Here is a 19,762-nt window from a genome sequence, read left to right as displayed (position 1 = left end):
GGCCCCCCTCGCCGGGTGGGGACCGCCCCCGGCCGCCCGCCCGGGCCCGCGCGGGCGCGGGGGGGGGCGCCGGGCCCCCAGTGCGCCCCCCTGGCGGGGGCGGGTGGGGGGGCGGGGGTCGGTGGGGCCGCCGGCCCCCTTCGCCGTGGTCGGACGGCCACGTGCCGCGCGACCGTGCCCGAGAGAACGACCCTGAAGGAACCACCACGATGTCACCCGTCGAGATCACGCCGGAGCACAACCCGCTGCGGCTGCCCTCCGATCGACGCCTGAACCGGATCGCCGGCCCGAGCGGCCTCATCATCTTCGGCGTCACCGGCGACCTGTCGCGCAAGAAGCTCATGCCGGCCGTGTACGACCTCGCCCACCGCGGCCTCCTGCCCCCCGGGTTCGCGCTCGTAGGGTTCGCCCGCCGCGAGTTCGAGGGCCAGGACTTCGAGCAGGTCGTCTACGAGGCCGTCAAGCAGCACGCTCGCACCCCCTTCGACGAAGACGTCTGGCGCCAGCTGAAGGAGGGCTTCCGCTTCGTGCAGGGCACCTTCGACGACGCCGACTCGTTCACGCGCCTGAAGGACACGATCGAGGAGCTCGACCGAGAGCGCGGCACGATGGGCAACCACGCCTTCTACCTCTCGATCCCGCCCAAGGCCTTCCCGATGGTCACCGAGCAGCTGCGCAGCAGCGGCCTGGCCGAGGAGAAGGACGGTGCGTGGCGTCGCGTGGTGATCGAGAAGCCCTTCGGCAGCGACCTCAAGACCGCCCGCGAGCTGAACGCCGTGGTCGAGAGCGTCTTCGAGCCCGACTCCGTCTTCCGCATCGACCACTACCTGGGCAAGGAGACGGTCCAGAACCTCCTGACCCTCCGGTTCGCCAACCAGATGTACGAGCCCCTCTGGAACTCGAACTACGTCGACCACGTGCAGATCACGATGGCCGAGGACATCGGCGTCGGCGGCCGCGCGGGCTACTACGACGGCATCGGTGCCGCTCGCGACGTCATCCAGAACCACCTCCTCCAGCTCCTGGCCCTCACGGCCATGGAGGAGCCGGTCACGTTCGCCGCGCCGCACCTCCGTGCCGAGAAGGAGAAGGTCCTCTCCGCGGTCCGGATCCCCGAGGACATCGCCGCGGGGACCGCCCGTGGCCAGTACTCGGGAGGCTGGCAGGGCGGCGAGAAGGTGCTCGGGTTCCTCGACGAGGAGGGCATGAACCCGGAGAGCGTCACCGAGACCTTCGCCGCGGTGAAGCTCGAGATCGCGACGCGCCGCTGGGCCGGCGTGCCCTTCTACCTCCGGGCCGGCAAGCGCCTGGGGCGCCGCGTGACCGAGATCGCCGTGGTGTTCAAGCAGGTGCCCGAGAACATCTTCGGCACGCAGACCTCGCTCGGCCAGAACGCCCTCGTGATCCGCGTGCAGCCCGACGAGGGCGTCACCCTCCGCTTCGGCTCGAAGGTCCCTGGGATCGGCACCCAGGTGCGCGACGTCACGATGGACTTCGGCTACGGCCACGCCTTCACCGAGGCGAGCCCCGAGGCCTACGAACGGCTCATCCTCGACGTGCTGCTGGGCGATCCGCCCCTGTTCCCGCGTCACGAGGAGGTCGAGCTCTCCTGGAAGATCCTCGATCCGATCGAGGAGTTCTGGGCGACGCAGGGCCAGCCCGAGCAGTACCGCCCCGGCACGTGGGGCCCCCAGTCCGCCGATGAACTCATGGCCCGCGACGGCCGTACCTGGAGACGCCCGTGATCGTCGATCTGCCCGCCAGCACCATCAGCCGAGTGCAGAAGACGCTCGTCACCATCCGCGAGGAGGGCGGAGTCGTCGCCCTCGGGCGCGTCCTCACCCTCATCATCTCGACGAGCCACGGAGAAGAGGAAGAGGCCATCGAGGCCGCCAACGACGCTTCCCGAGAGCACCCCATGCGCGTCATCGTCGTGTCGACCGCTCCGGGCGGCGACGACGAGGAGCCTCGGCTCGACGCCCAGATCCGGGTCGGCGGCGACGCCGGCGCGAGCGAGGTCATCCTGCTGCGCGCCTACGGCGACACCGCGAGCGACGAGGAGGGGCTGGTCACCGGTCTCCTGCTGCCTGACGCCCCCGTCGTCGTCTGGTGGCCCGGTCGAGCTCCGGAGGTCGTCGCCGAGTCGGCTCTCGGGCGCATTGCCCAGCGCCGCATCACCGACGCGGCGAGCCAGCCGAACCCGCGTCAGAGCATCGTCGACCTCGCCGAGACCTACCAGCCGGGCGACACCGACTTCGCCTGGACGCGCCTCACGCTCTGGCGCACGCAGCTCGCCGCCGTCCTCGACCAGCCGCCCTACGAGCCCGTCACCGAGGTGCGCGTCGACGGCGCCCCCGACTCTCCGTCGACGCTCCTGCTGGCCGCGTGGCTGCGGCTGCAGCTCCAGGTGCCCGTCGTGAACGAGCTGACGCGGGGCAACGGGTCGAGCGGCATCCACGGGGTCCGGCTCGTCCGGCCTTCCGGGCCGATCGTGCTGGAGCGAGCCGTCGTCGACGTCGCCACGTTGACGCAGCCCGACCAGCCCACCCACGACCTCTCGTTGCCACGCCGGTCGCTGCGCGACTGCCTCGCGGAGGAACTCCGTAGACTCGACCCCGACGACCTCTTCGGCGAGGTCGTGAAGCAGGGTGTCCGCCAGCTGGCCGAGCCCGTCGAGAACTAAGGCAGACTGACACAGTGAGCAACGAACGCCGGGTGCTGGTTCACCCCGACAAGGAATCGCTGGGCGCCTCGGTCGCCGCGCGCTTCATCACCAAGATCATCGACGTGCTGGAGGAGCAGAACTACGCCTCGGTCGTCGTCAGCGGCGGGTCGGTGAGCACGGTCGTGCTCGCCGCGATCAACGCCTCTCCGGCGCGGGACAGCGTCGACTGGTCGAAGGTCTCGTTCTGGTGGGCCGACGAGCGCTGGGTCGAGAGCGGCGACGCCGACCGCAACGACCGTCAGGCCGAGATCGACCTGCTCGGGCACATCGGTGTCGAGTCGCAGAACGTGCACCGCTTCGGCGCCGTGGGCGAGTTCGCCGACGTCGAGGCCGCCGCGGTCGCGTACCGGGCCGAGCTCCTCGAGCACGCCCAGGGCGACGACGAGGCGCCTCGCTTCGACATCACCCTGCTCGGCGTGGGCCCCGACGGCCACGTCGCGTCCCTCTTCCCGGACGCGCCCCAGGTGCGGATGAGCGGACCGACCGTGCTGACGGTGGACGACTCCCCCAAGCCGCCGCCCGTCCGTCTCACGCTGAGCCTGCCGGTGATCAACAACTCGCAGCGCGTGTGGATGATCCTCGCCGGCGCGGAGAAGGCGTCGTCGCTGGGCCTCGCCCTCGCCGGTGCCGGTGCCGACCAGGTCCCCGTGGCGGGGGTCAAGGGCCGTAAGCGCACGGTGTTCTTCGTGGACAGCGACGCCGCGTCCGAGGTCCCCGAGAACCTGATCGCCTCGACCTACTGATCCGTGGGCCCGGTCCGTCGCCGGACCGGGCCTCGACACGAGAGAAGCCCCGCAGCCGAGCTGCGGGGCTTCTCTCGTGGGCGGGCCGTGACGACCGGCCGCGGTCGGTCTGGCTAGGCCTTGCCTCGGCGGACGCGCAGCTGCTGCAGCGCCTCCTCCAGGAGCTGGGCCGCCTCCTCCTCGGAGCGCCGCTCCTTCACGTACGCGAGGTGCGTCTTGTACGGCTCGAGCTTGGCGACGGTCGGCGGGTTGGCCTTGTCGCGTCCGGCGGGGAGGCCGCTGGACGGGGAATCGACCGTCTCGGGGATCTCTTCGTCAGGCACGTTCGCGGCGAAGTGGCGGACGACCTCGTTGCCCAGGGCGTCCCAGTACGAGATGGTCACGCGCTCGGCGTGGTACCCGCGGTCCTGCTCGCCCATGGGGCCGGCACCGACGCGCGAGCCACGGATGGCGCTGCCTCCGGAGGCCATCAGCTGACCGCCGAGAACTTCGTGATGAGGCCGAGGACCACGATGCACGTGATCCAGACGAGCCCGAGGAACACGGTGATGCGGTTCAGGTTGCGCTCGGCGACCCCGGATGCACCGAGGTTGCTCGTGACACCGCCGCCGAACATGTCGGACAGGCCGCCGCCGCGACCGCGGTGCAGCAAGATGAGGAGGGTCAGCAGGAGGCTCGTGATGCCGAGCAGCACCTGCAGGATGACCTGCAGAATTTCCAAGGGGGACCTTTCGATGCGGTGAGACCGTTGACGAGTATAACTGCAGCACGCGGCGACGGGTCCCTCACCCGCGGGCAGGAGAGGGACCCGTCTGTCGGTCCGCGTCAGACGCCGACGTGCGACTCGAAGCGCACGATGCGGGCGAACTCGTCCACGTCGAGGCTCGCACCGCCGACGAGCGCACCGTCGACGTTCGGCTCGCGCAGGAACGAGGCGATGTTCGTCGACTTCACCGACCCGCCGTAGAGGATCCGGGTCGCCGCGGCGCGGTCGGCCCCGACGAGCTCGACGAGGGCCTCACGGAGCGCTGCGCAGACCTGCTCGGCCTGGTCGGCGGTCGCCGCCTTGCCCGAGCCGATCGCCCAGACGGGCTCGTAGGCGACCACGATCTCGGCCGTGGCGGGGACCTCGGCCAGGGAGGCGCGGAGCTGGGCGACCGGGACGGCGCTCGGCCCGTGCGTCTCGAGGTCGTCCGCGGTCTCGCCGACGCAGATGACGGGGACGAGCCCGTTGCGGTGCGCCGCCGCGACCTTGGTCGCGACGACCGTGTCGTCCATCGCGTGCAGGGTGCGGCGCTCGGAGTGGCCCACGAGGACGTAGTGCACGTCGAGCTTCGCCAGGGAGGCGCCCGAGACCTCGCCGGTGTAGGCGCCGCTGTCGTACGCCGAGAGGTCCTGTGCGCCGAGGACGAGCGAGAGCCCGTCCGCGTCGAGCAGGGTCTGCACGCTGCGCAGGTCGGTGAAGGGCGGGAAGACGGCTGCCTCGACGGAGGAGTGGTCGTGCTTCGCGTCCTTCAGGCTCCAGGCCAGCTTCTGCACGAAGGCGATGGCCTGCAGGTGGTCGAGGTTCATCTTCCAGTTGCCGGCGATGAGGGGCGTGCGCGTGGTCACCATCCGAGGACCTCCAGTCCGGGGAGTCGTTTGCCCTCGAGGAACTCGAGGCTGGCTCCACCACCGGTGGAGATGTGGCCGAACTGGTCGTCGTCGAAGCCGAGGGCACGGACGGCCGCGGCCGAGTCCCCTCCCCCGACGACGCCCAGGCCGTCGACGCGCGTGAGCGCCTCGGCGACGGTCTTCGTGCCGGGGGCGAAGGCGTCGAACTCGAACACGCCCATGGGCCCGTTCCAGAACACGGTCTTCGAGGCGGCGACGATCTCCGCGAAGCGGGTCGCCGTGTCCGGTCCGATGTCGAGGCCGATCGCCCCGTCCCCGAGGTCGGAGGTCTCGATGCCGTCCGCGGGGACCACCGCGTGCTCGGCGTCGGCCGAGAAGGCCGAGGCGACGACGACGTCGGTGGGCAGGACGATCTGGACGCCGCGCTCGTCCGCGTCGGCGAGGTAACCCCTCACCCGGTCGAGCTGGTCCTTCTCGAGGAGGCTGCCGCCGACGGCGTGGCCCTGAGCGGCCAGGAACGTGAAGAGCATGCCGCCGCCGACCAGGAGCGAGTCGACCCGGGGCAGCAGGTGCTCGATGACGCCGAGCTTGTCCGACACCTTCGAGCCGCCGAGCACCACCGTGTAGGGGCGCTCAGGCGTCTCGGTGAGCTTCTCCAGGACGGAGAGCTCGGTCTCGATGAGCGTGCCGGCCGCGCTCGGGAGGAGCTGCGGCAGCTCGTAGACGCTGGCCTGTTCGCGGTGCACCACACCGAAGCCGTCCGAGACGAACAGGTCGCCGTGCGCGGCGAGCTGCTCGGCGAAGGCGCGACGCTCGTCGGCGTCCTTCGAGGTCTCGGCAGGGCTGAACCTGAGGTTCTCGAGGACGGCCACCTGGCCGTCGGCCAGGCCGGCCACCGCCTCCTCGGCCTCGCTGCCGACGGTGGAGGGAACGAACGCGACGTCGGCGTCGAGGAGCTCGCCGAGGCGGGCCGCCACGGGGCGCAGGCTGAACTCGTCGACGGGCTGGCCGTCGGGACGGCCGAGGTGCGAGATGACGACCACGCGGGCGCCGTCGGCCACGAGCGTCTGCAGGGTGCCGACGGAGGCGCGGACGCGGCCGTCGTCGGTGATGGCGCCGTCCTTCAACGGGACGTTCAGGTCGCAGCGGACGATCACGCGCTTTCCCGACGTCGAGCCGAGCGACTCGAGGGTTCGGAGGGTCATGGGACTCGATTCTGTGGAGTGGTTCGGTGGAGAGACGAGGAGGCGGCCAGGCCGAGGGCCTGACCGCCTCCCGGGTCGATCGTGGTGCGGACGCCTACAGGCGGTCGGCGACGTACTTCGTCAGGTCGACGAGACGGTTGGAGTAGCCCCACTCGTTGTCGTACCAGGACGTGATCTTGACCATGTTGCCGATGACCTTCGTGAGGCCCGAGTCGTAGATCGACGAGTGCGGGTCGGTCGTGATGTCGGACGAGACCAGCGGGTCCTCCGAGTAGAGGAGGATGCCCTTGAGGTCGCCCTCGGCCGCGGCCTTGTAGGCCGCGTTGATCTGCTCGACCGTGACGGGGGTGCTCGTCTGCAGGGTGACGTCCGTGATCGAGCCGGTCGGCACCGGGACGCGCAGCGCGTAGCCGTCGAGCTTGCCCGACAGCTCGGGGATGACGAGGCCGATGGCCTTGGCGGCACCGGTCGAGGTGGGGACGATGTTGACCGCGGCGGCGCGAGCACGACGCGGGTCCTTGTGGGGACCGTCCTGCAGGTTCTGGTCGGCCGTGTAGGCGTGCACCGTCGTCATGAGGCCGCGCTCGACGCCGAAGTTGTCGAGGAAGACCTTCATCAGGGGCGCGAGGCTGTTCGTGGTGCACGACGCGTTCGAGATGATGTGGTGGTTGGCGGGGTCGTAGATGCCCTCGTTGACGCCGAGGACGATCGTGGCGTCGTCGCCGGTGGCGGGCGCCGAGATGAGGACCTTCTTCGCGCCGGCGTCGATGTGCTTCTGCGCGTCCTCCGCCTTCGTGAAGAAGCCGGTCGACTCGACGACGATGTCGACGCCCAGCTCGCCCCAGGGCAGGTTGGCGGGGTCGCGCTCTGCCAGGACCTTGATCGGCTTGCCGTCGACGACGATCGAGTCGCCGTCGAGCTCGACCGTGGCGTCGAGACGACCCGTGATGGAGTCGAACTTGAGCAGGTGCGCGAGGGCGGCGTTGTCGGTGAGGTCGTTGACGGCGACGATCTCGATGTCGGTGCCCTTGGCGAGCGCCGCGCGGAAGTAGTTGCGGCCGATGCGACCGAAGCCGTTGATGCCGATCTTGACGGTCAAGGGAACTCCTGTTGATCAGGCGTCGCGGGGACGCGTGGAGGGGGCGGGCGACCAGGCCCGTGGCTCACGATCCGGCCGGGGCGACCGGGCTTCGCGTCCGTCTACGACAGTACCAGTCGACCGCCTCCGTGACTCCGGGAGCGTCGCCCGCGTCGGAGGTGTCAGTCGAGGTCGAGGTCGGACGGCAGGCTGGCCTCGGTGCCGGGCAGGCCGAGGTCGGACGCCTTCTTGTCGGCCATGGCCAGGAGGCGGCGGATCCGCCCGGCGACGGCGTCCTTCGTCATGGGCGGGTCGGCGTGGTGGCCGAGCTCGTCGAGGCTCGCGTCCCGGTGCGCCAGGCGGAGGTCGCCGGCGTACTTGAGGTGGTCGGGGATGTCCTCGCCGAGCAGCTCCATGGCCCGCTCCACCCGGGCGCACGCGGCGACGGCGGCCTGCGCGCTGCGCCGCAGGTTCGCGTCGTCGAAGTTCACGAGCCGGTTGGCCGTCGCCCGGACCTCGCGACGCTGGCGCATCTCCTCCCATTCGCTCACGCTCTTGAGCGCGCCCATGACCGTCAGCATCGCGCTGATCGCCTCGCCCTCACGGACCAGCACCCGGTGGACGCCGCGGACCTCACGGGCCTTGGCGGCGATGCCGAGCCGCCCGGCCGCGCCGACGAGCGCCATGGCCGACTCGTTGCCCGGGCAGACGACCTCGAGCGAGGCGGACCGGCCGGGGTCGGTCAAGGTGCCCTGGGCCAGGAAGGCACCGCGCCAGATCGCCGCCAGGTCGTCGCGCGACCCGGTCGTGAGCCGGTTCGGCAGCCCGCGGACCGGACGACGGCGGGCGTCCATCAGACCCGTCTGGCGGGCCAGGGTCTCGCCGGCCTCGTGGACGCGCACGAGGTACTGGGTCGTGCGTCGCGTCCCCGACGCGGACACGACGGACACGTCGCTGCGCGCGCCGTACAGCTCGGCCAGGTCCTTGCGGACACGGCGGGCGATCACCGGGCTGTCGAGCTCGGCCTCGACGGCGATGCGGCCCGAGATGACGTGCAGCCCGCCGGCGAACCGCAGGATGGTCGCGACCTCGGCGGCCCGGACCGTCGTCCTGCTCACCTCGACGCGGGCGAGTTCTTCTTTGACGTCGGCGGTCTGTGCCACTGGTCGTTCCTCTTTCATCAGTCGTTGTCGGGCGTGCGGGGCACGGCCCCGCGCAGCCGGAGGGCGCGCCCGTGCGACCCCCGGGTCACTCCCGGCCCAGGTCGCGGTGCTTCACGGCGACGGCCACCCCGGGGAGCCCGCGCAGATGCGCCGCCAGCTCGCCGACCAGGGTGACGGATCGGTGCTTCCCGCCCGTGCAGCCGATGGCGATCGTAGCGTGTCTCTTGTTCTCGCGCTGGTAGCCGGCGAGAACGGGCTCGCAGGCGGCGCCGAAGGCCCGGACGAAGTCGTGGGCCCCGCTCTGGGCCATCACGTAGCTCGTCACGGGCTCGTCCAGGCCGGTCTGCGAGCGGAGCTCGGGGACCCAGAACGGGTTCGGCAGGAACCGGGCGTCGCCCACCATGTCGGCGTCCGCGGGCAGCCCGTACTTGAAGCCGAAGCTCAGCACCGTGACCTGCACCCCGGCCCGCTCGGACTCGGCGAACTTCTCGGTGATGGTGGTCGCGAGCTGGTGGATGTTGAGCTCGGAGGTGTCGATGATGACGTCGCTCGTCTCGCGCAGCTCCTCCATCCGGGAGCGCTCGGCGACGATGCCGTCGAGCAGCGTGCCGTCCCCCTGCAGCGGGTGCGGTCGACGGACCTGCTCGAACCGGCGCACGAGGGCGGCGTCGGTGGCGTCTAGGAACAGGACGCGGACCTTGCTCGGCATGCTCTCGCGGAGCGTGCGCACCGCCTCCTGCGCCTCGGAGAAGAGGCGACCGCCTCGGACGTCCACCACCGCGGCGATCTTCGGCAGCGAGTCGCCGGCGCGCTCGGCGAGGTCGAGGAGGGGCCGCAGCATCTGGGCGGGCAGGTTGTCGACCACGTACCAGCCCAGATCTTCGAGGGCGTTGCCGACCGTCGAACGGCCGGCACCGGACATCCCGGTGACGATCATGACCTCTTGCTGCTCGTGTGCGTCGCTCATGGTGGCGGGGCCTTCGCTGGTGGCGGGTCGGTGCGGGACGGGCGGATCGAGTCTAGGCGGGGGCGCGGGCGCCCTCGGCCTCGCTCGGGGTCTCGACCGCAGTGTCGGTGTCGGTGTCGGTGTCGGTGGCGAGCCCGACGTCCCCGGCCTCTGCGGACCCTAGCTGACCGACGACGGCCGCGGCGAGCGTCGGGCCGATGCCCCGGATCGACGAGATCTCGTCCGGCGTGGCCTGCTTGAGCCGCTTCACCGAGCCGAAGTGCTTCAGCAGGCGTGCGACACGCGACGGCCCGAGGCCGGGGATCTCGGCCAGCTGGGTCGTGATGTCGCGCTTCCGACGCTGTCGCTGGTGCGTGATCGCGAACCGGTGGGCCTCGTCGCGGATCCGCTGGATCAGGAAGAGCGCGTCGGAGTTGCGCGGCAGGATGACGGGGAAGTCGTCGTCGGGCAGCCAGATCTCCTCGAGCCGCTTGGCGATCCCGCAGAGCGCGATGTCGGTCACCCCGGCGTCGTCGAGCGCCCGCCGGGCGGCGGCGACCTGGGGCTGGCCCCCGTCGACGATCAGCAGGTTCGGCCGGTAGGCGAAGCGCTTGCGCTCCTCGCCGACCTCGGCGACCGGGGCGAGCTCGTCGTCGAGGCGCGAGAGCCGCCTGCTGAGCGTCTGGTAGATCGACTCCGTATCGTCGGTCGACTGGGGGATGTTGAAGCGCCGGTACTGGTCCTTGCGGGGCAGGCCGTCCTCGAAGACGACCATCGAGGCGACGATGTTGGTCCCGGACAGGTGCGAGACGTCGTAGCACTCCATCCGGAGGGGCGCCTCCGTCATGCCCAGCGCCTCCTGGATGTCGGCCAGGGCAGTGGACCGCGTCGCGAAGTCGGCGCTGCGACGTGTCTTGTAGAGCATCAACGACTGCTGCGCGTTCAGGGTCGCCGTCTGCATGAGCGCGGCCTTCTCGCCGCGCTGCGCGGTGCGGACCTGCACCTTGCCCCTCCCCCGGATCTCGCTCAGGACGGCCTCGAGGGCGTCGTTGTCGTCGGGCACCGTCGTCACGACGATCTCGCGCGGCACCTCGGAGCCGGCGGTGTACCGGCCCTGCAGCACCTGCTCGACGAGCTCGCCTGAGGTGATGTCGATCTCCTTGTCGACGACCCAGCCCCGGGATCCGCGGATGCGGCCGCCGCGGACGGTGAAGAGCTGCACGGCAGCCGCCAGCTCGTCCTCGACGAGGGCGTAGAGATCGAGGTCGACGGAGTCGCGGAGCACCACGGCGGACTTGTCGAGGACGGCCTCGAGCGCCTGCACCTGGTCGCGGTAGCGCGCCGCGTCCTCGTAGCGCTGTTCGAGCGCGGCCGTCTTCATGGCCTTCTGCTTGTCGGCGATGACCTTCTTGTCGTAGCTGCCCATGAACTTGACGAACTCGTCGACGATCGCGCGGTGCTCGTCGATCGACACCTTGTGCGAGCAGGGCCCGCCGCAGCGACCGATCTGGCCCGGGAAGCACGGCTTGCCGGTCTCCATCGCCTTCTTGTAGCTGCTGTCGGAGCAGGTGCGGATCGGGAAGACCTTGATCATCTGGTCGATCGTGTCGTGCACGGCCCAGATCTTCGGATACGGCCCGAAGTACTTCGCGCCCTTGATGCGCGGGTTGCGCGTGACCATGACCCGGGGAGCCTCGTCGCCGAGGGTGACCGCCATGAACGGGTACGTCTTGTCGTCGCGGAACTTGACGTTGAAGGGCGGGTCGAACTCCTTGATCCACGTGTACTCGAGCTGGAGAGCCTCGATGTCGCTGCCGACGACCGTCCACTCCACGCTCCGCGCCGTGAGGACCATGCGTCGCGTGCGCTCGTGCAGGGTCGGCAGCGGGGCGAAGTAGTTGCTCAGTCGGGCACGCAGGTTCTTCGCCTTGCCGACGTAGAGGACGCGGCCACGCTCGTCGCGCCAGCGGTAGACCCCGGGGTCGGTCGGGATCTCACGCGCCGGCGGCCGCCAGGAGACCGTGTTGCTCATCGAGCCTCGACTGGCTCCCGACGTCGGCTGCCCGGCGTCGTCGCGGCCTTCTTCTTCTTGGCCGCGGCCGGGCCGGGCGCAGCGTGACCCGATTCGAGGATCTCGGCGAGGAAGACGCCGGTGTGGCTCTCCGGCACGGTGGCGAGGTGCTCGGGAGTTCCCGTGGCGAGGACCGTGCCTCCCCCGGCGCCGCCCTCGGGGCCCATGTCGATCAGCCAGTCGGCCGACTTGATCACGTCGAGGTTGTGCTCGATGGTGATGACGGTGTTGCCCTTGTCGACGAGGCCGTCGAGCACGAGCAGCAGCTTGCGGACGTCCTCGAAGTGCAGGCCCGTCGTGGGCTCGTCGAGCACGTAGATGCTGCGCCCGTTCGAGCGCTTCTGCAGCTCGGTCGCCAGCTTGACGCGCTGCGCCTCGCCGCCGCTCAGGGTGGTCGCGCTCTGGCCGAGGCGCACGTAGCCGAGGCCGACGTCCACCAGCGTCTTCATGAAGCGCGAGATCGCCGAGATGGGCTCGAAGAAGTCGGCCGCCTCGCTGATCGGCATGTCGAGCACCTCGGAGATGTTCTTGCCCTTGTACTGGACCGCCAGGGTGTCGCGGTTGTACCGCGCGCCCCCGCAGACCTCGCATGCGACGTAGACGTCGGGCAGGAAGTTCATCTCGATCTTGATCGTGCCGTCGCCCGCGCAGTTCTCGCAGCGACCGCCCTTGACGTTGAAGCTGAACCGCCCCGGCAGGTAGCCACGGGCCTTCGCGTCGACGGTCTCGGCGAACAGGTTGCGGATCCGGTCGAAGACGCCGGTGTACGTCGCGGGGTTCGAGCGAGGCGTCCGACCGATCGGCGCCTGGTCGACGTGCACGACCTTGTCGAGGTGCTCGAGACCGGTGACGCGCAGGTGCCGGCCGGGGATCTGGCGAGCACCGTTCAACTTGTTGGCCATCACCTTGTAGAGGATGTCGTTGACGAGGGACGACTTGCCCGAGCCGCTGACTCCGGTCACCGCGACGAAGACGCCGAGCGGGAAGTCGACGGTGACGTCGCGCAGGTTGTTCGCCTTCGCGCCCACGACGGAGACCACACGGTCGCGGTCGACCGGGCGACGCGTGGTCGGCGTGGTGATCGAGCGGCGACCGGCGAGGTAGTCGCCGGTGTAGGACTCGGTGTTGGTCAGCAGGTCTTCGTAGCTGCCCGAGTGGACCACCTTGCCGCCGTTGACGCCGGCGCCCGGTCCGATGTCGACCACCCAGTCGGCGGTCTTGATCGTGTCCTCGTCGTGCTCGACGACGATGAGCGTGTTGCCGAGGTCGCGGAGCTTGACGAGGGTGTCGATCAGACGTCGGTTGTCGCGCTGGTGCAGACCGATGCTCGGCTCGTCGAGCACGTACAGCACGCCCGTCAGGCCCGAGCCGATCTGGGTCGCCAGCCGGATCCGCTGTGCCTCGCCTCCGGAGAGCGAGCCCGCGGCGCGGCTGAGGGACAGGTAGGTGAGCCCCACCTCGAGCAGGAACTCGAGGCGGACGCGGATCTCGCGGAGCACCTGCGCGGCGATCCGCGCCTCACGGGTCGTCAGCGTGAGCCCGTTCATGAACGCGAACGCGTCGGTGAGGCTGAGCTCGGCGACGTCGGCGATGCTCTGCTCGGCCACCGTGACCGCGAGCACCTCGGGCTTCAACCGCTTGCCGCCACAGACGGAGCACGGGATCTCGCGGAGGTACTCGGAATAGCGCTGGCGCTGCGTGTCGGTCTCGGCCTCGGCGTACTTGCGCTCGATGTAGGGCATCACGCCCTCGAACCCGGTCGAGTACTTCATCTCACGGCCGAAGCGGTTCTTCCACTTCACCGTCACCTCGAAGTCGTTGCCCTGCAGGACGGCCTGCTGGATGCGGGCCGGCAGCTCGCTCCACGGGGTCTTGAGACTGAAGTCGAGATCAGCCGCGAGCCCCTCGAGCAGCTTCTGGAAGTAGTTGTAGAGGCCCTTGCCCGAGTTCGTCCAGGGCAGGATGACGCCCTCAGCCAGGCTCAGGTCGGGGTCGCCGAGCACGAGGTCGGTGTCGACCGACATGCGCGTCCCGAGGCCGGAGCACTCGGGGCAGGCGCCGAACGGGGCGTTGAACGAGAAGGTACGGGGCTCGACCTCCGTGAGCTGCACCGGGTGGCCGTTCGGGCACGAGAGCTTCTCGGAGAAGGTGCGGTACTTGCCGGCGGCACCGGCGTCCGTGTCGACGAAGTCGACCGTGACCAAGCCGTCGGTGAGGCGCAGGGCGGTCTCGAGCGAGTCGGTCAGGCGCGTGAGGCCCTCGTCGGAGGCGACGAGACGGTCGACGACGACCGAGATGTCGTGCTTGACCTGCTTCTTCAGCTTCGGAGGCGAGCTGAGCTGGACCTGCTCGCCGTCGACGATCGCACGGGAGTAGCCGCTCGACGCGAGCTCGGCGAAGAGGTCGACGAACTCGCCCTTCTTCTGGGACACGACGGGGCTGAGCACCTGGAAGCGCGTCCCGGTCTCGAGCGTCATCAGCTGGTCGGCGATCTGCTGCACGGTCTGGCGGCTGATCACCTCGCCGCACACGGCGCAGTGCGCGATCCCGATGCGGGCCCAGAGCAGGCGCATGTAGTCGTAGATCTCGGTGATCGTGCCGACCGTCGAGCGCGGGTTGCGGTTCGTCGACTTCTGGTCGATCGAGACGGCCGGGCTGAGGCCCTCGATGAAGTCGACGTCGGGTCGGTCGACCTGCCCGAGGAACTGCCGCGCATAGGCGGAGAGCGACTCGACGTAGCGGCGTTGGCCCTCGGCGAAGATCGTGTCGAACGCGAGGGACGACTTGCCCGATCCGGAGAGGCCGGTGAAGACGACCATCGAGTCGCGCGGGATCTCGAGGTCGACGTTGTCGAGGTTGTGGACTCGGGCACCCCGCACGCTGAGCACGGAGGAACCTTCTACGGGTGAGATTGACACTCTTACCATTCTACGGAAGCCCCTGACATCGAGGTCGGCCGACAGGAACATCGGCCGGCTGACGGCACCAGGAGGAGCGTCCGCGCGCTAGAGGACGGGGTCTGTGTGGGTGAGCTCGGCAGAGACGGCCCAGAGCCGTTCCGCGGAGGCGCGGTCGCGCGCGTGCTTCTTCGTCGGGACGACGGCAGGCGGGCCGGTCAGCTGGAACCACCCGGAGGGGCCCCAGTATTCCCCGCCCTGCACCCCGGGGTCGACGGTCGCGTGGACGAGCGGCTCGGCCCCTGCCTCCTTGCCCTGCGAGAACGCGTGCATGGCCGAGGTCACGACGGCGGGCGGCCGACGAGGCTCGACGACGGGCGGCCGCGGGTCGCTCAGCGACTCGAACGAGAGGCCCGGGTGGGCGATCACGCTCGACACCGACGAACCGGCGGCCCGGAGGCGCCGGTCGAGCTCGAGGCCGAACGTCATGACCGCGAGCTTCGACCGTGCGTAGGCGACCGCGCCCGAGTAGCTCGAGACCATCATGGGGTCGTCGAGGTCGAGGCGGACGAAGCGGTGGCTGATGCTGCCGAGGTGGACGACGCGACCTCGAGGAGACTCGGAGAGCGCCGGCAGCAGGTGCGAGACGAGCGCGAAGTGCCCGAGGTGGTTCGTGCCGAACTGCAACTCGAACCCGTCGGCTGTCGTCTGACGCCGGCGCGAGCCGACGACCCCCGCGTTCGCGAGCAGGGCGTCCACTCCCCCGGCGGCCGTGAGCGCGTCCGCGCCGGACCGAACCGAGGACAGGTCGGCGAGGTCGAGGTCGACGGTGGACACGTCGGCGCCGGGGACGCGGTCGCGCACGGCGTCGGCAGCACGGACGGCCCGCTCGGGGCTCCGGGCCGCCAGCACGACCTGGTGGCCGAGGGCGGCGAGGCGCTCGGCCGCGAAGTAGCCCAGCCCCGCGGTGGCCCCGGTCACGACGACGCGGAGGCGGTGATCAGCGGGCATGGCCGGCCGCCTCCATCTGGCGCAGGTCTCGCTTGAGGTCGGCGACCTCGTCGCGGAGGCGCCCGGCGAGCTCGAACTTCAGCTCGGCGGCGGCCTGGAGCATCTGGTCGTTGAGGTCGGCGATGATCGACTCGAGTCCGTTGGCGGCGTTCGCCGCCTTGCCCTCTCGGCGCAGGTTGGGGGTCGGGGCGCGCTTGCCGCCCTGGCGGCCGGCCAGCAGCTCGGCCGTGTCCGCGCCCTCGCGAGCCAGGACCTCGGTGATGTCGGCGATCTTCTTGCGGAGCGGTTGCGGGTCGATGCCGCGCTCGAGGTTGTAGGCGACCTGCTTCTCGCGCCGGCGGTCCGTCTCTTCGAGCGCGTTGCGCATCGAGTCGGTCATGACGTCGGCGTACATGTGCACCTCGCCGGAGACGTTGCGCGCCGCGCGTCCGATGGTCTGGATGAGCGACGTCGACGACCGCAGGAACCCCTCCTTGTCGGCGTCGAGGATGGCGACCAGCGACACCTCGGGCAGGTCGAGGCCCTCGCGGAGGAGGTTGATGCCGACGAGGACGTCGTAGACGCCCTGACGCAGCTCGGTCAGCAGCTCGACCCGTCGCAGCGTGTCGACGTCGGAGTGCAGGTACCGGACCCGGACGCCGGCCTCGGTGAGGAAGTCGGTCAGCTCTTCGGCCATCTTCTTCGTCAGCGTCGTGACGAGCACACGCTCGTCCTTCTCGACGCGGACCCGGATCTCGTCGAGCAGGTCGTCGATCTGGCCCTCGGACGGCTTGACGACGATCTGCGGGTCGACGAGGCCCGTCGGGCGGATGATCTGCTCGACCACGCTGTCGGTGATGCCGAGCTCGTACTTGCCCGGGGTCGCCGACAGATAGACCTTCTGCCCCACCCTGCCGAGGAACTCCTCGAACTTGAGCGGGCGGTTGTCGAGGGCACTCGGCAGCCGGAAGCCGTGGTCGACGAGCGTGCGCTTCCGGGAGGCGTCGCCCTCGTACATCGCCCCGATCTGCGGGACCGTCACGTGGGACTCGTCGATGACGACGAGGAAGTCGTCGGCGAAGTAGTCGAGGAGGCAGTGCGGGGCCTCGCCCGGACCACGGCCGTCGATGTGAGCCGAGTAGTTCTCGATGCCGTTGCAGAAGCCGATCTGCTCCATCATCTCGAGGTCGAAGGTCGTGCGCATGCGGAGGCGCTGCGACTCGAGCAGCTTGCCCTGCTTGTCGAGCTCGTCGAGGCGGGTGGCGAGCTCTTCTTTGATCGTGCCGATGGCACGGTGCATGACGTCGGTGCCCGCGACGTAGTGGGAGCCGGGGAAGACCGACACCGCGTCCATGGTGCGGACCACGTCGCCCGTGAGGGGGTGCAGCGCATAGAGCGCCTCGATCTCGTCGCCGAACATCTCGATTCGGATGGCGAGCTCTTCGTACATCGGGATGATCTCGATGGTGTCGCCGCGCACCCGGAAGTTGCCGCGGGAGAAGTCGATGTCGTTGCGCTGGTACTGCATCGAGACGAAGCGCCGGATCAGCGTCTCGCGGTCGATCTTCATGCCGACCTGCAGGGCGATCATCGCCTGCATGTAGCCCTCGGGCGTGCCGAGGCCGTAGATGCAGGACACCGTCGAGACGACGATGACGTCGCGACGGCTGAGCAACGAGTTGGTCGTCGAGTGCCGCAGTCGCTCGACCTCGGCGTTGATCGAGCTGTCCTTCTCGATGAAGGTGTCGGTCTGTGGGACGTACGCCTCGGGCTGGTAGTAGTCGTAGTAAGACACGAAGTACTCGACGGCGTTGTGCGGGAACATCTCGCGGAACTCGTTGGCCAGCTGCGCCGCGAGGGTCTTGTTGTGGGCCAGGACGAGGGTCGGGCGCTGGACCTGCTCGACGAGCCACGCAGTCGTCGCGGACTTGCCGGTGCCGGTCGCACCGAGGAGCACGACGTCGGTCTCGCCCGCGTTGATGCGCCCCGCGAGCTCGGCGATGGCGGCCGGCTGGTCGCCGCTCGGCTCGTACTCGCTGACTACTTCGAAGGGGCGGACACTGCGGGTCGGTTCCATGCCTCCGAGTCTAGGAGCGACCACTGACACTCGGCCCCGAGGGGCCCGCCGCCTTCGCCGCTGACAGCGAACGCAGCACCTCCGCGACCTCGTCCGCCCTCGCGAGGGTCGCCTCCAGCGAGATCGAGGAGTCGACCACGAGGTCGGCGACGGCGAGGCGCGCCTCGTCGTCGGCCTGGGCGTCGACGCGGCGGACCGCCTCCTCAGGGGTCATCCCCCGGAGCTCGACCAGGCGCGCGAGCCGGACCTCGCGGGGGGCGTGGACGACCACGACGACGTCGAACTCGGCTGCCCCGCGCGTCTCGACCAGGAGGGGGACGTCGTACACGACCACCCTCGCGGGGTCGTCGGCCACCGCCTCCTCCATGCGCCGGCGGGAGAGCTCGCGGACAGCCGGGTGGGTGATCGCCTCGAGGTCGCGTCGGGCAGCCGGGTCGGAGAAGACCAGGGCGCCGAGGGCCGGTCTGTCGAGCTCGCCCGAGGGCGTGAGCACGTCGTCGCCGAAGCGCCGCCTGATCGCTTCGAGACCGGGCGTGCCCGGCGCCACCACCTCTCGGGCGAGCTGGTCGGCGTCGACGTGAGCCGCGCCCCGCTCGGCGAGACGGCGGGACACGACGCTCTTGCCGGCGGCGATGCCCCCGGTCAGGCCACAGACGAACATGCCTCGAGGCTACCTGCGACCGGGCGGCCCCGGAACGCCGAACGGCGGCCCCCTCGAGGAGGGGACCGCCGTTCGACGTGGTCAGTGCCGAGGCGCCGTCCGAGGTGTGACTAGTTGCTGCTGGACAGCTTCTCGCGCAGTGCGGCGAGCGACTCGTCGTCGGCGAGGGTGCCGGCACCGGCGGTCTCGCTCGAGAAGGTCGAGCCCGAGGGAGCCTCGAAGGAGGCCTCTTCGGTGAGCGACGCAGCGACCTGCTTCTTGTGCGCCTCCCAGCGAGCCTGGGCGGCAGCGTAGTCCTGCTCCCACTTCTCGCGCTGCGAGTCGAAGCCCTCGCGCCACTCGTTCGTCTCCGGGTCGAAGCCCTCGGGGTACTTGTAGTTGCCCTGGTCGTCGTACTCGGTGAGCATGCCGTAGAGCGCCGGGTCGAACTCGGTGCCCTCGGGGTCCACGCCCTCGTTGGCCTGCTTGAGGCTCAGCGAGATGCGGCGACGGTCGAGGTCGATGTCGATGACCTTGACGAACACCTCGTCGCCGACGGCGACGACCTGCTCGGCCAGCTCGACGTGCTTCGCCGACAGCTCGGAGATGTGCACGAGGCCCTCGATGCCGTCCGCGACGCGGACGAACGCGCCGAAGGGGACGAGCTTCGTGACCTTGCCCGGCGCGACCTGTCCGATCGCGTGGGTGCGGGCGAAGACCTGCCACGGGTCCTCCTGCGTCGCCTTGAGCGAGAGCGACACGCGCTCACGGTCGAGGTCGACCTCGAGGATCTCGACGGTGACTTCCTGACCGACCTCGACGACCTCGCTGGCGTGCTCGATGTGCTTCCAGCTGAGCTCGGAGACGTGCACGAGGCCGTCCACGCCGCCGAGGTCGACGAACGCGCCGAAGTTGACGATCGAGGAGACGATGCCCTTGCGGACCTGGCCCTTGTGGAGGTTGTTGAGGAACGTGGTGCGGCTCTCGGACTGCGTCTGCTCGAGGAGCGCACGGCGCGACAGGACCACGTTGTTGCGGTTCTTGTCGAGCTCGAGGATCTTCGCCTCGATCTCCTGGCCCAGGTAGGGCGTGAGGTCGCGGACGCGGCGCAGCTCGATGAGCGACGCGGGCAGGAAGCCACGGAGGCCGATGTCGACGATGAGGCCGCCCTTCACGACCTCGATGACCGTTCCGGTGACGACGCCGTCGGCGTCCTTGATCTTCTCCACGTCGCCCCAGGCACGCTCGTACTGAGCGCGCTTCTTGGACAGGATCAGACGGCCTTCCTTGTCCTCCTTCTGGAGGACGAGGGCCTCGACGGTGTCGCCGACCTCGACGACCTCGGTGGGGTCGACGTCGTGCTTGATCGACAGCTCGCGCGAGGGGATGACGCCCTCGGTCTTGTAGCCGACGTCGAGGAGGACCTCGTCGCGGTCGATCTTGACGACGGTGCCCTCGATGAGGTCGCCGTCGTTGAAGAACTTCAGGGTCTTCTCGACCGCGGCCAGGAAGTCATCAGCGGATCCGATGTCGTTGATGGCGACCTGCTTGGGTGCCTTGGTCGTTACGGTTGTCATGTAGTTAGTGCTCCAGTGAAAGCATGTATCGGGCCG

At 69.8% G+C, this 19,762-nt stretch carries 16 protein-coding genes; 3 read left to right on the top strand and 13 right to left on the bottom strand.

Translation table 11 applies throughout. The annotated features are described in order from the left end of the window. Positions 1-209: 209 nt before the first annotated feature. Genes zwf through pgl form a run of 3 tightly spaced genes read left to right on the top strand, consistent with a single transcriptional unit; the run spans position 210 to position 3,468 of the window. Positions 210-1,745, top strand: a complete 1,536-nt coding sequence (gene zwf, locus RWM17_RS01745) for a glucose-6-phosphate dehydrogenase (RefSeq protein WP_314100833.1) — start codon at positions 210-212, stop codon at positions 1,743-1,745. Next, positions 1,742-2,683, top strand: a complete 942-nt coding sequence (locus RWM17_RS01740) for a glucose-6-phosphate dehydrogenase assembly protein OpcA (protein WP_314100832.1) — start codon at positions 1,742-1,744, stop codon at positions 2,681-2,683. Before zwf ends, RWM17_RS01740 begins: the two co-directional genes overlap by 4 nt. A 14-nt stretch (positions 2,684-2,697) precedes the next feature. Beyond that, positions 2,698-3,468 carry a 6-phosphogluconolactonase gene (gene pgl, locus RWM17_RS01735; protein WP_314100831.1) on the top strand — a complete coding sequence of 257 codons (771 nt, stop codon included), beginning with the start codon at positions 2,698-2,700 and terminating at the stop codon, positions 3,466-3,468. 113 nt (positions 3,469-3,581) lie between these two features. Here pgl and RWM17_RS01730 read toward each other — a convergent pair whose 3' ends face one another. From RWM17_RS01730 to rpsA, 13 genes are all read right to left on the bottom strand, one after another. Further along, the gene (locus RWM17_RS01730) at positions 3,582-3,938 is read right to left on the bottom strand and encodes an RNA polymerase-binding protein RbpA (RefSeq protein ID WP_123545816.1); all 357 of its coding nucleotides are present in this window, start codon (positions 3,936-3,938) and stop codon (positions 3,582-3,584) included. Then, positions 3,938-4,189: a preprotein translocase subunit SecG gene (secG, locus tag RWM17_RS01725; protein WP_056054823.1), complete on the bottom strand. Its 252-nt coding sequence runs from the start codon at positions 4,187-4,189 to the stop codon at positions 3,938-3,940. The genes RWM17_RS01730 and secG overlap by 1 nt, the downstream gene beginning before the upstream one ends. A 104-nt stretch (positions 4,190-4,293) precedes the next feature. Next, positions 4,294-5,082, bottom strand: coding sequence for a triose-phosphate isomerase (gene tpiA / locus RWM17_RS01720; protein WP_314100829.1), 789 nt, complete (start codon positions 5,080-5,082; stop codon positions 4,294-4,296). Then, positions 5,076-6,287: a phosphoglycerate kinase gene (locus RWM17_RS01715; RefSeq protein WP_314100828.1), complete on the bottom strand. Its 1,212-nt coding sequence runs from the start codon at positions 6,285-6,287 to the stop codon at positions 5,076-5,078. Before RWM17_RS01715 ends, tpiA begins: the two co-directional genes overlap by 7 nt. Positions 6,288-6,381: 94 nt before the next feature. Further along, positions 6,382-7,386 (bottom strand): type I glyceraldehyde-3-phosphate dehydrogenase, encoded by a 1,005-nt coding sequence (gap, locus tag RWM17_RS01710; protein ID WP_314100827.1) that lies wholly within the window; start codon positions 7,384-7,386, stop codon positions 6,382-6,384. Positions 7,387-7,547: 161 nt separating this feature from the next. Continuing rightward, positions 7,548-8,528, bottom strand: coding sequence for a DNA-binding protein WhiA (gene whiA, locus RWM17_RS01705; RefSeq protein WP_314100825.1), 981 nt, complete (start codon positions 8,526-8,528; stop codon positions 7,548-7,550). A gap of 85 nt (positions 8,529-8,613) precedes the next feature. Further along, positions 8,614-9,495, bottom strand: a complete 882-nt coding sequence (rapZ, locus tag RWM17_RS01700) for an RNase adapter RapZ (RefSeq protein WP_314100823.1) — start codon at positions 9,493-9,495, stop codon at positions 8,614-8,616. Positions 9,496-9,547: 52 nt separating this feature from the next. Beyond that, positions 9,548-11,506, bottom strand: coding sequence for an excinuclease ABC subunit UvrC (gene uvrC / locus RWM17_RS01695; protein WP_314100822.1), 1,959 nt, complete (start codon positions 11,504-11,506; stop codon positions 9,548-9,550). After that, on the bottom strand, positions 11,503-14,472 hold the full coding sequence (gene uvrA / locus RWM17_RS01690; protein ID WP_314100821.1) for an excinuclease ABC subunit UvrA: 2,970 nt from the start codon (positions 14,470-14,472) through the stop codon (positions 11,503-11,505). The genes uvrC and uvrA overlap by 4 nt, the downstream gene beginning before the upstream one ends. A gap of 78 nt (positions 14,473-14,550) precedes the next feature. After that, positions 14,551-15,453 (bottom strand): SDR family NAD(P)-dependent oxidoreductase, encoded by a 903-nt coding sequence (locus tag RWM17_RS01685; protein ID WP_314100820.1) that lies wholly within the window; start codon positions 15,451-15,453, stop codon positions 14,551-14,553. After that, positions 15,443-17,509 (bottom strand): excinuclease ABC subunit UvrB, encoded by a 2,067-nt coding sequence (uvrB, locus tag RWM17_RS01680; protein ID WP_123545834.1) that lies wholly within the window; start codon positions 17,507-17,509, stop codon positions 15,443-15,445. Before uvrB ends, RWM17_RS01685 begins: the two co-directional genes overlap by 11 nt. A gap of 10 nt (positions 17,510-17,519) precedes the next feature. Then, positions 17,520-18,170 (bottom strand): dephospho-CoA kinase, encoded by a 651-nt coding sequence (gene coaE / locus RWM17_RS01675; RefSeq protein WP_314100819.1) that lies wholly within the window; start codon positions 18,168-18,170, stop codon positions 17,520-17,522. Positions 18,171-18,280: 110 nt separating this feature from the next. Next, complete coding sequence (rpsA, locus tag RWM17_RS01670) at positions 18,281-19,726, bottom strand: 30S ribosomal protein S1 (RefSeq protein WP_123545838.1); 1,446 nt, start codon at positions 19,724-19,726, stop codon at positions 18,281-18,283. Between the last annotated feature and the right edge of the window lie 36 nt (positions 19,727-19,762).

This window comes from uncultured Frigoribacterium sp. (genome assembly GCF_963515265.1).
Classification (GTDB): Bacteria; Actinomycetota; Actinomycetes; order Actinomycetales; family Microbacteriaceae; genus Frigoribacterium.
This window is presented reverse-complemented; position numbering and strand designations above follow the sequence as displayed.

Excerpts from the sequence above, each read along its gene's own strand:
- zwf (WP_314100833.1), top strand. The coding sequence starts at position 210 with ATGTCACCCGTCGAGATCACGCCGGAGCACAACCCGCTGCGGCTGCCC.
- RWM17_RS01730 (WP_123545816.1), bottom strand. The coding sequence starts at position 3,938 with ATGGCCTCCGGAGGCAGCGCCATCCGTGGCTCGCGCGTCGGTGCCGGC.
- tpiA (WP_314100829.1), bottom strand. The coding sequence starts at position 5,082 with ATGGTGACCACGCGCACGCCCCTCATCGCCGGCAACTGGAAGATGAAC.
- RWM17_RS01715 (WP_314100828.1), bottom strand. The coding sequence starts at position 6,287 with ATGACCCTCCGAACCCTCGAGTCGCTCGGCTCGACGTCGGGAAAGCGC.
- rapZ (WP_314100823.1), bottom strand. The coding sequence starts at position 9,495 with ATGAGCGACGCACACGAGCAGCAAGAGGTCATGATCGTCACCGGGATG.
- uvrC (WP_314100822.1), bottom strand. The coding sequence starts at position 11,506 with ATGAGCAACACGGTCTCCTGGCGGCCGCCGGCGCGTGAGATCCCGACC.
- uvrA (WP_314100821.1), bottom strand. The coding sequence starts at position 14,472 with ATGGTAAGAGTGTCAATCTCACCCGTAGAAGGTTCCTCCGTGCTCAGC.
- RWM17_RS01685 (WP_314100820.1), bottom strand. The coding sequence starts at position 15,453 with ATGCCCGCTGATCACCGCCTCCGCGTCGTCGTGACCGGGGCCACCGCG.
- uvrB (WP_123545834.1), bottom strand. The coding sequence starts at position 17,509 with ATGGAACCGACCCGCAGTGTCCGCCCCTTCGAAGTAGTCAGCGAGTAC.
- coaE (WP_314100819.1), bottom strand. The coding sequence starts at position 18,170 with ATGTTCGTCTGTGGCCTGACCGGGGGCATCGCCGCCGGCAAGAGCGTC.
- rpsA (WP_123545838.1), bottom strand. The coding sequence starts at position 19,726 with ATGACAACCGTAACGACCAAGGCACCCAAGCAGGTCGCCATCAACGAC.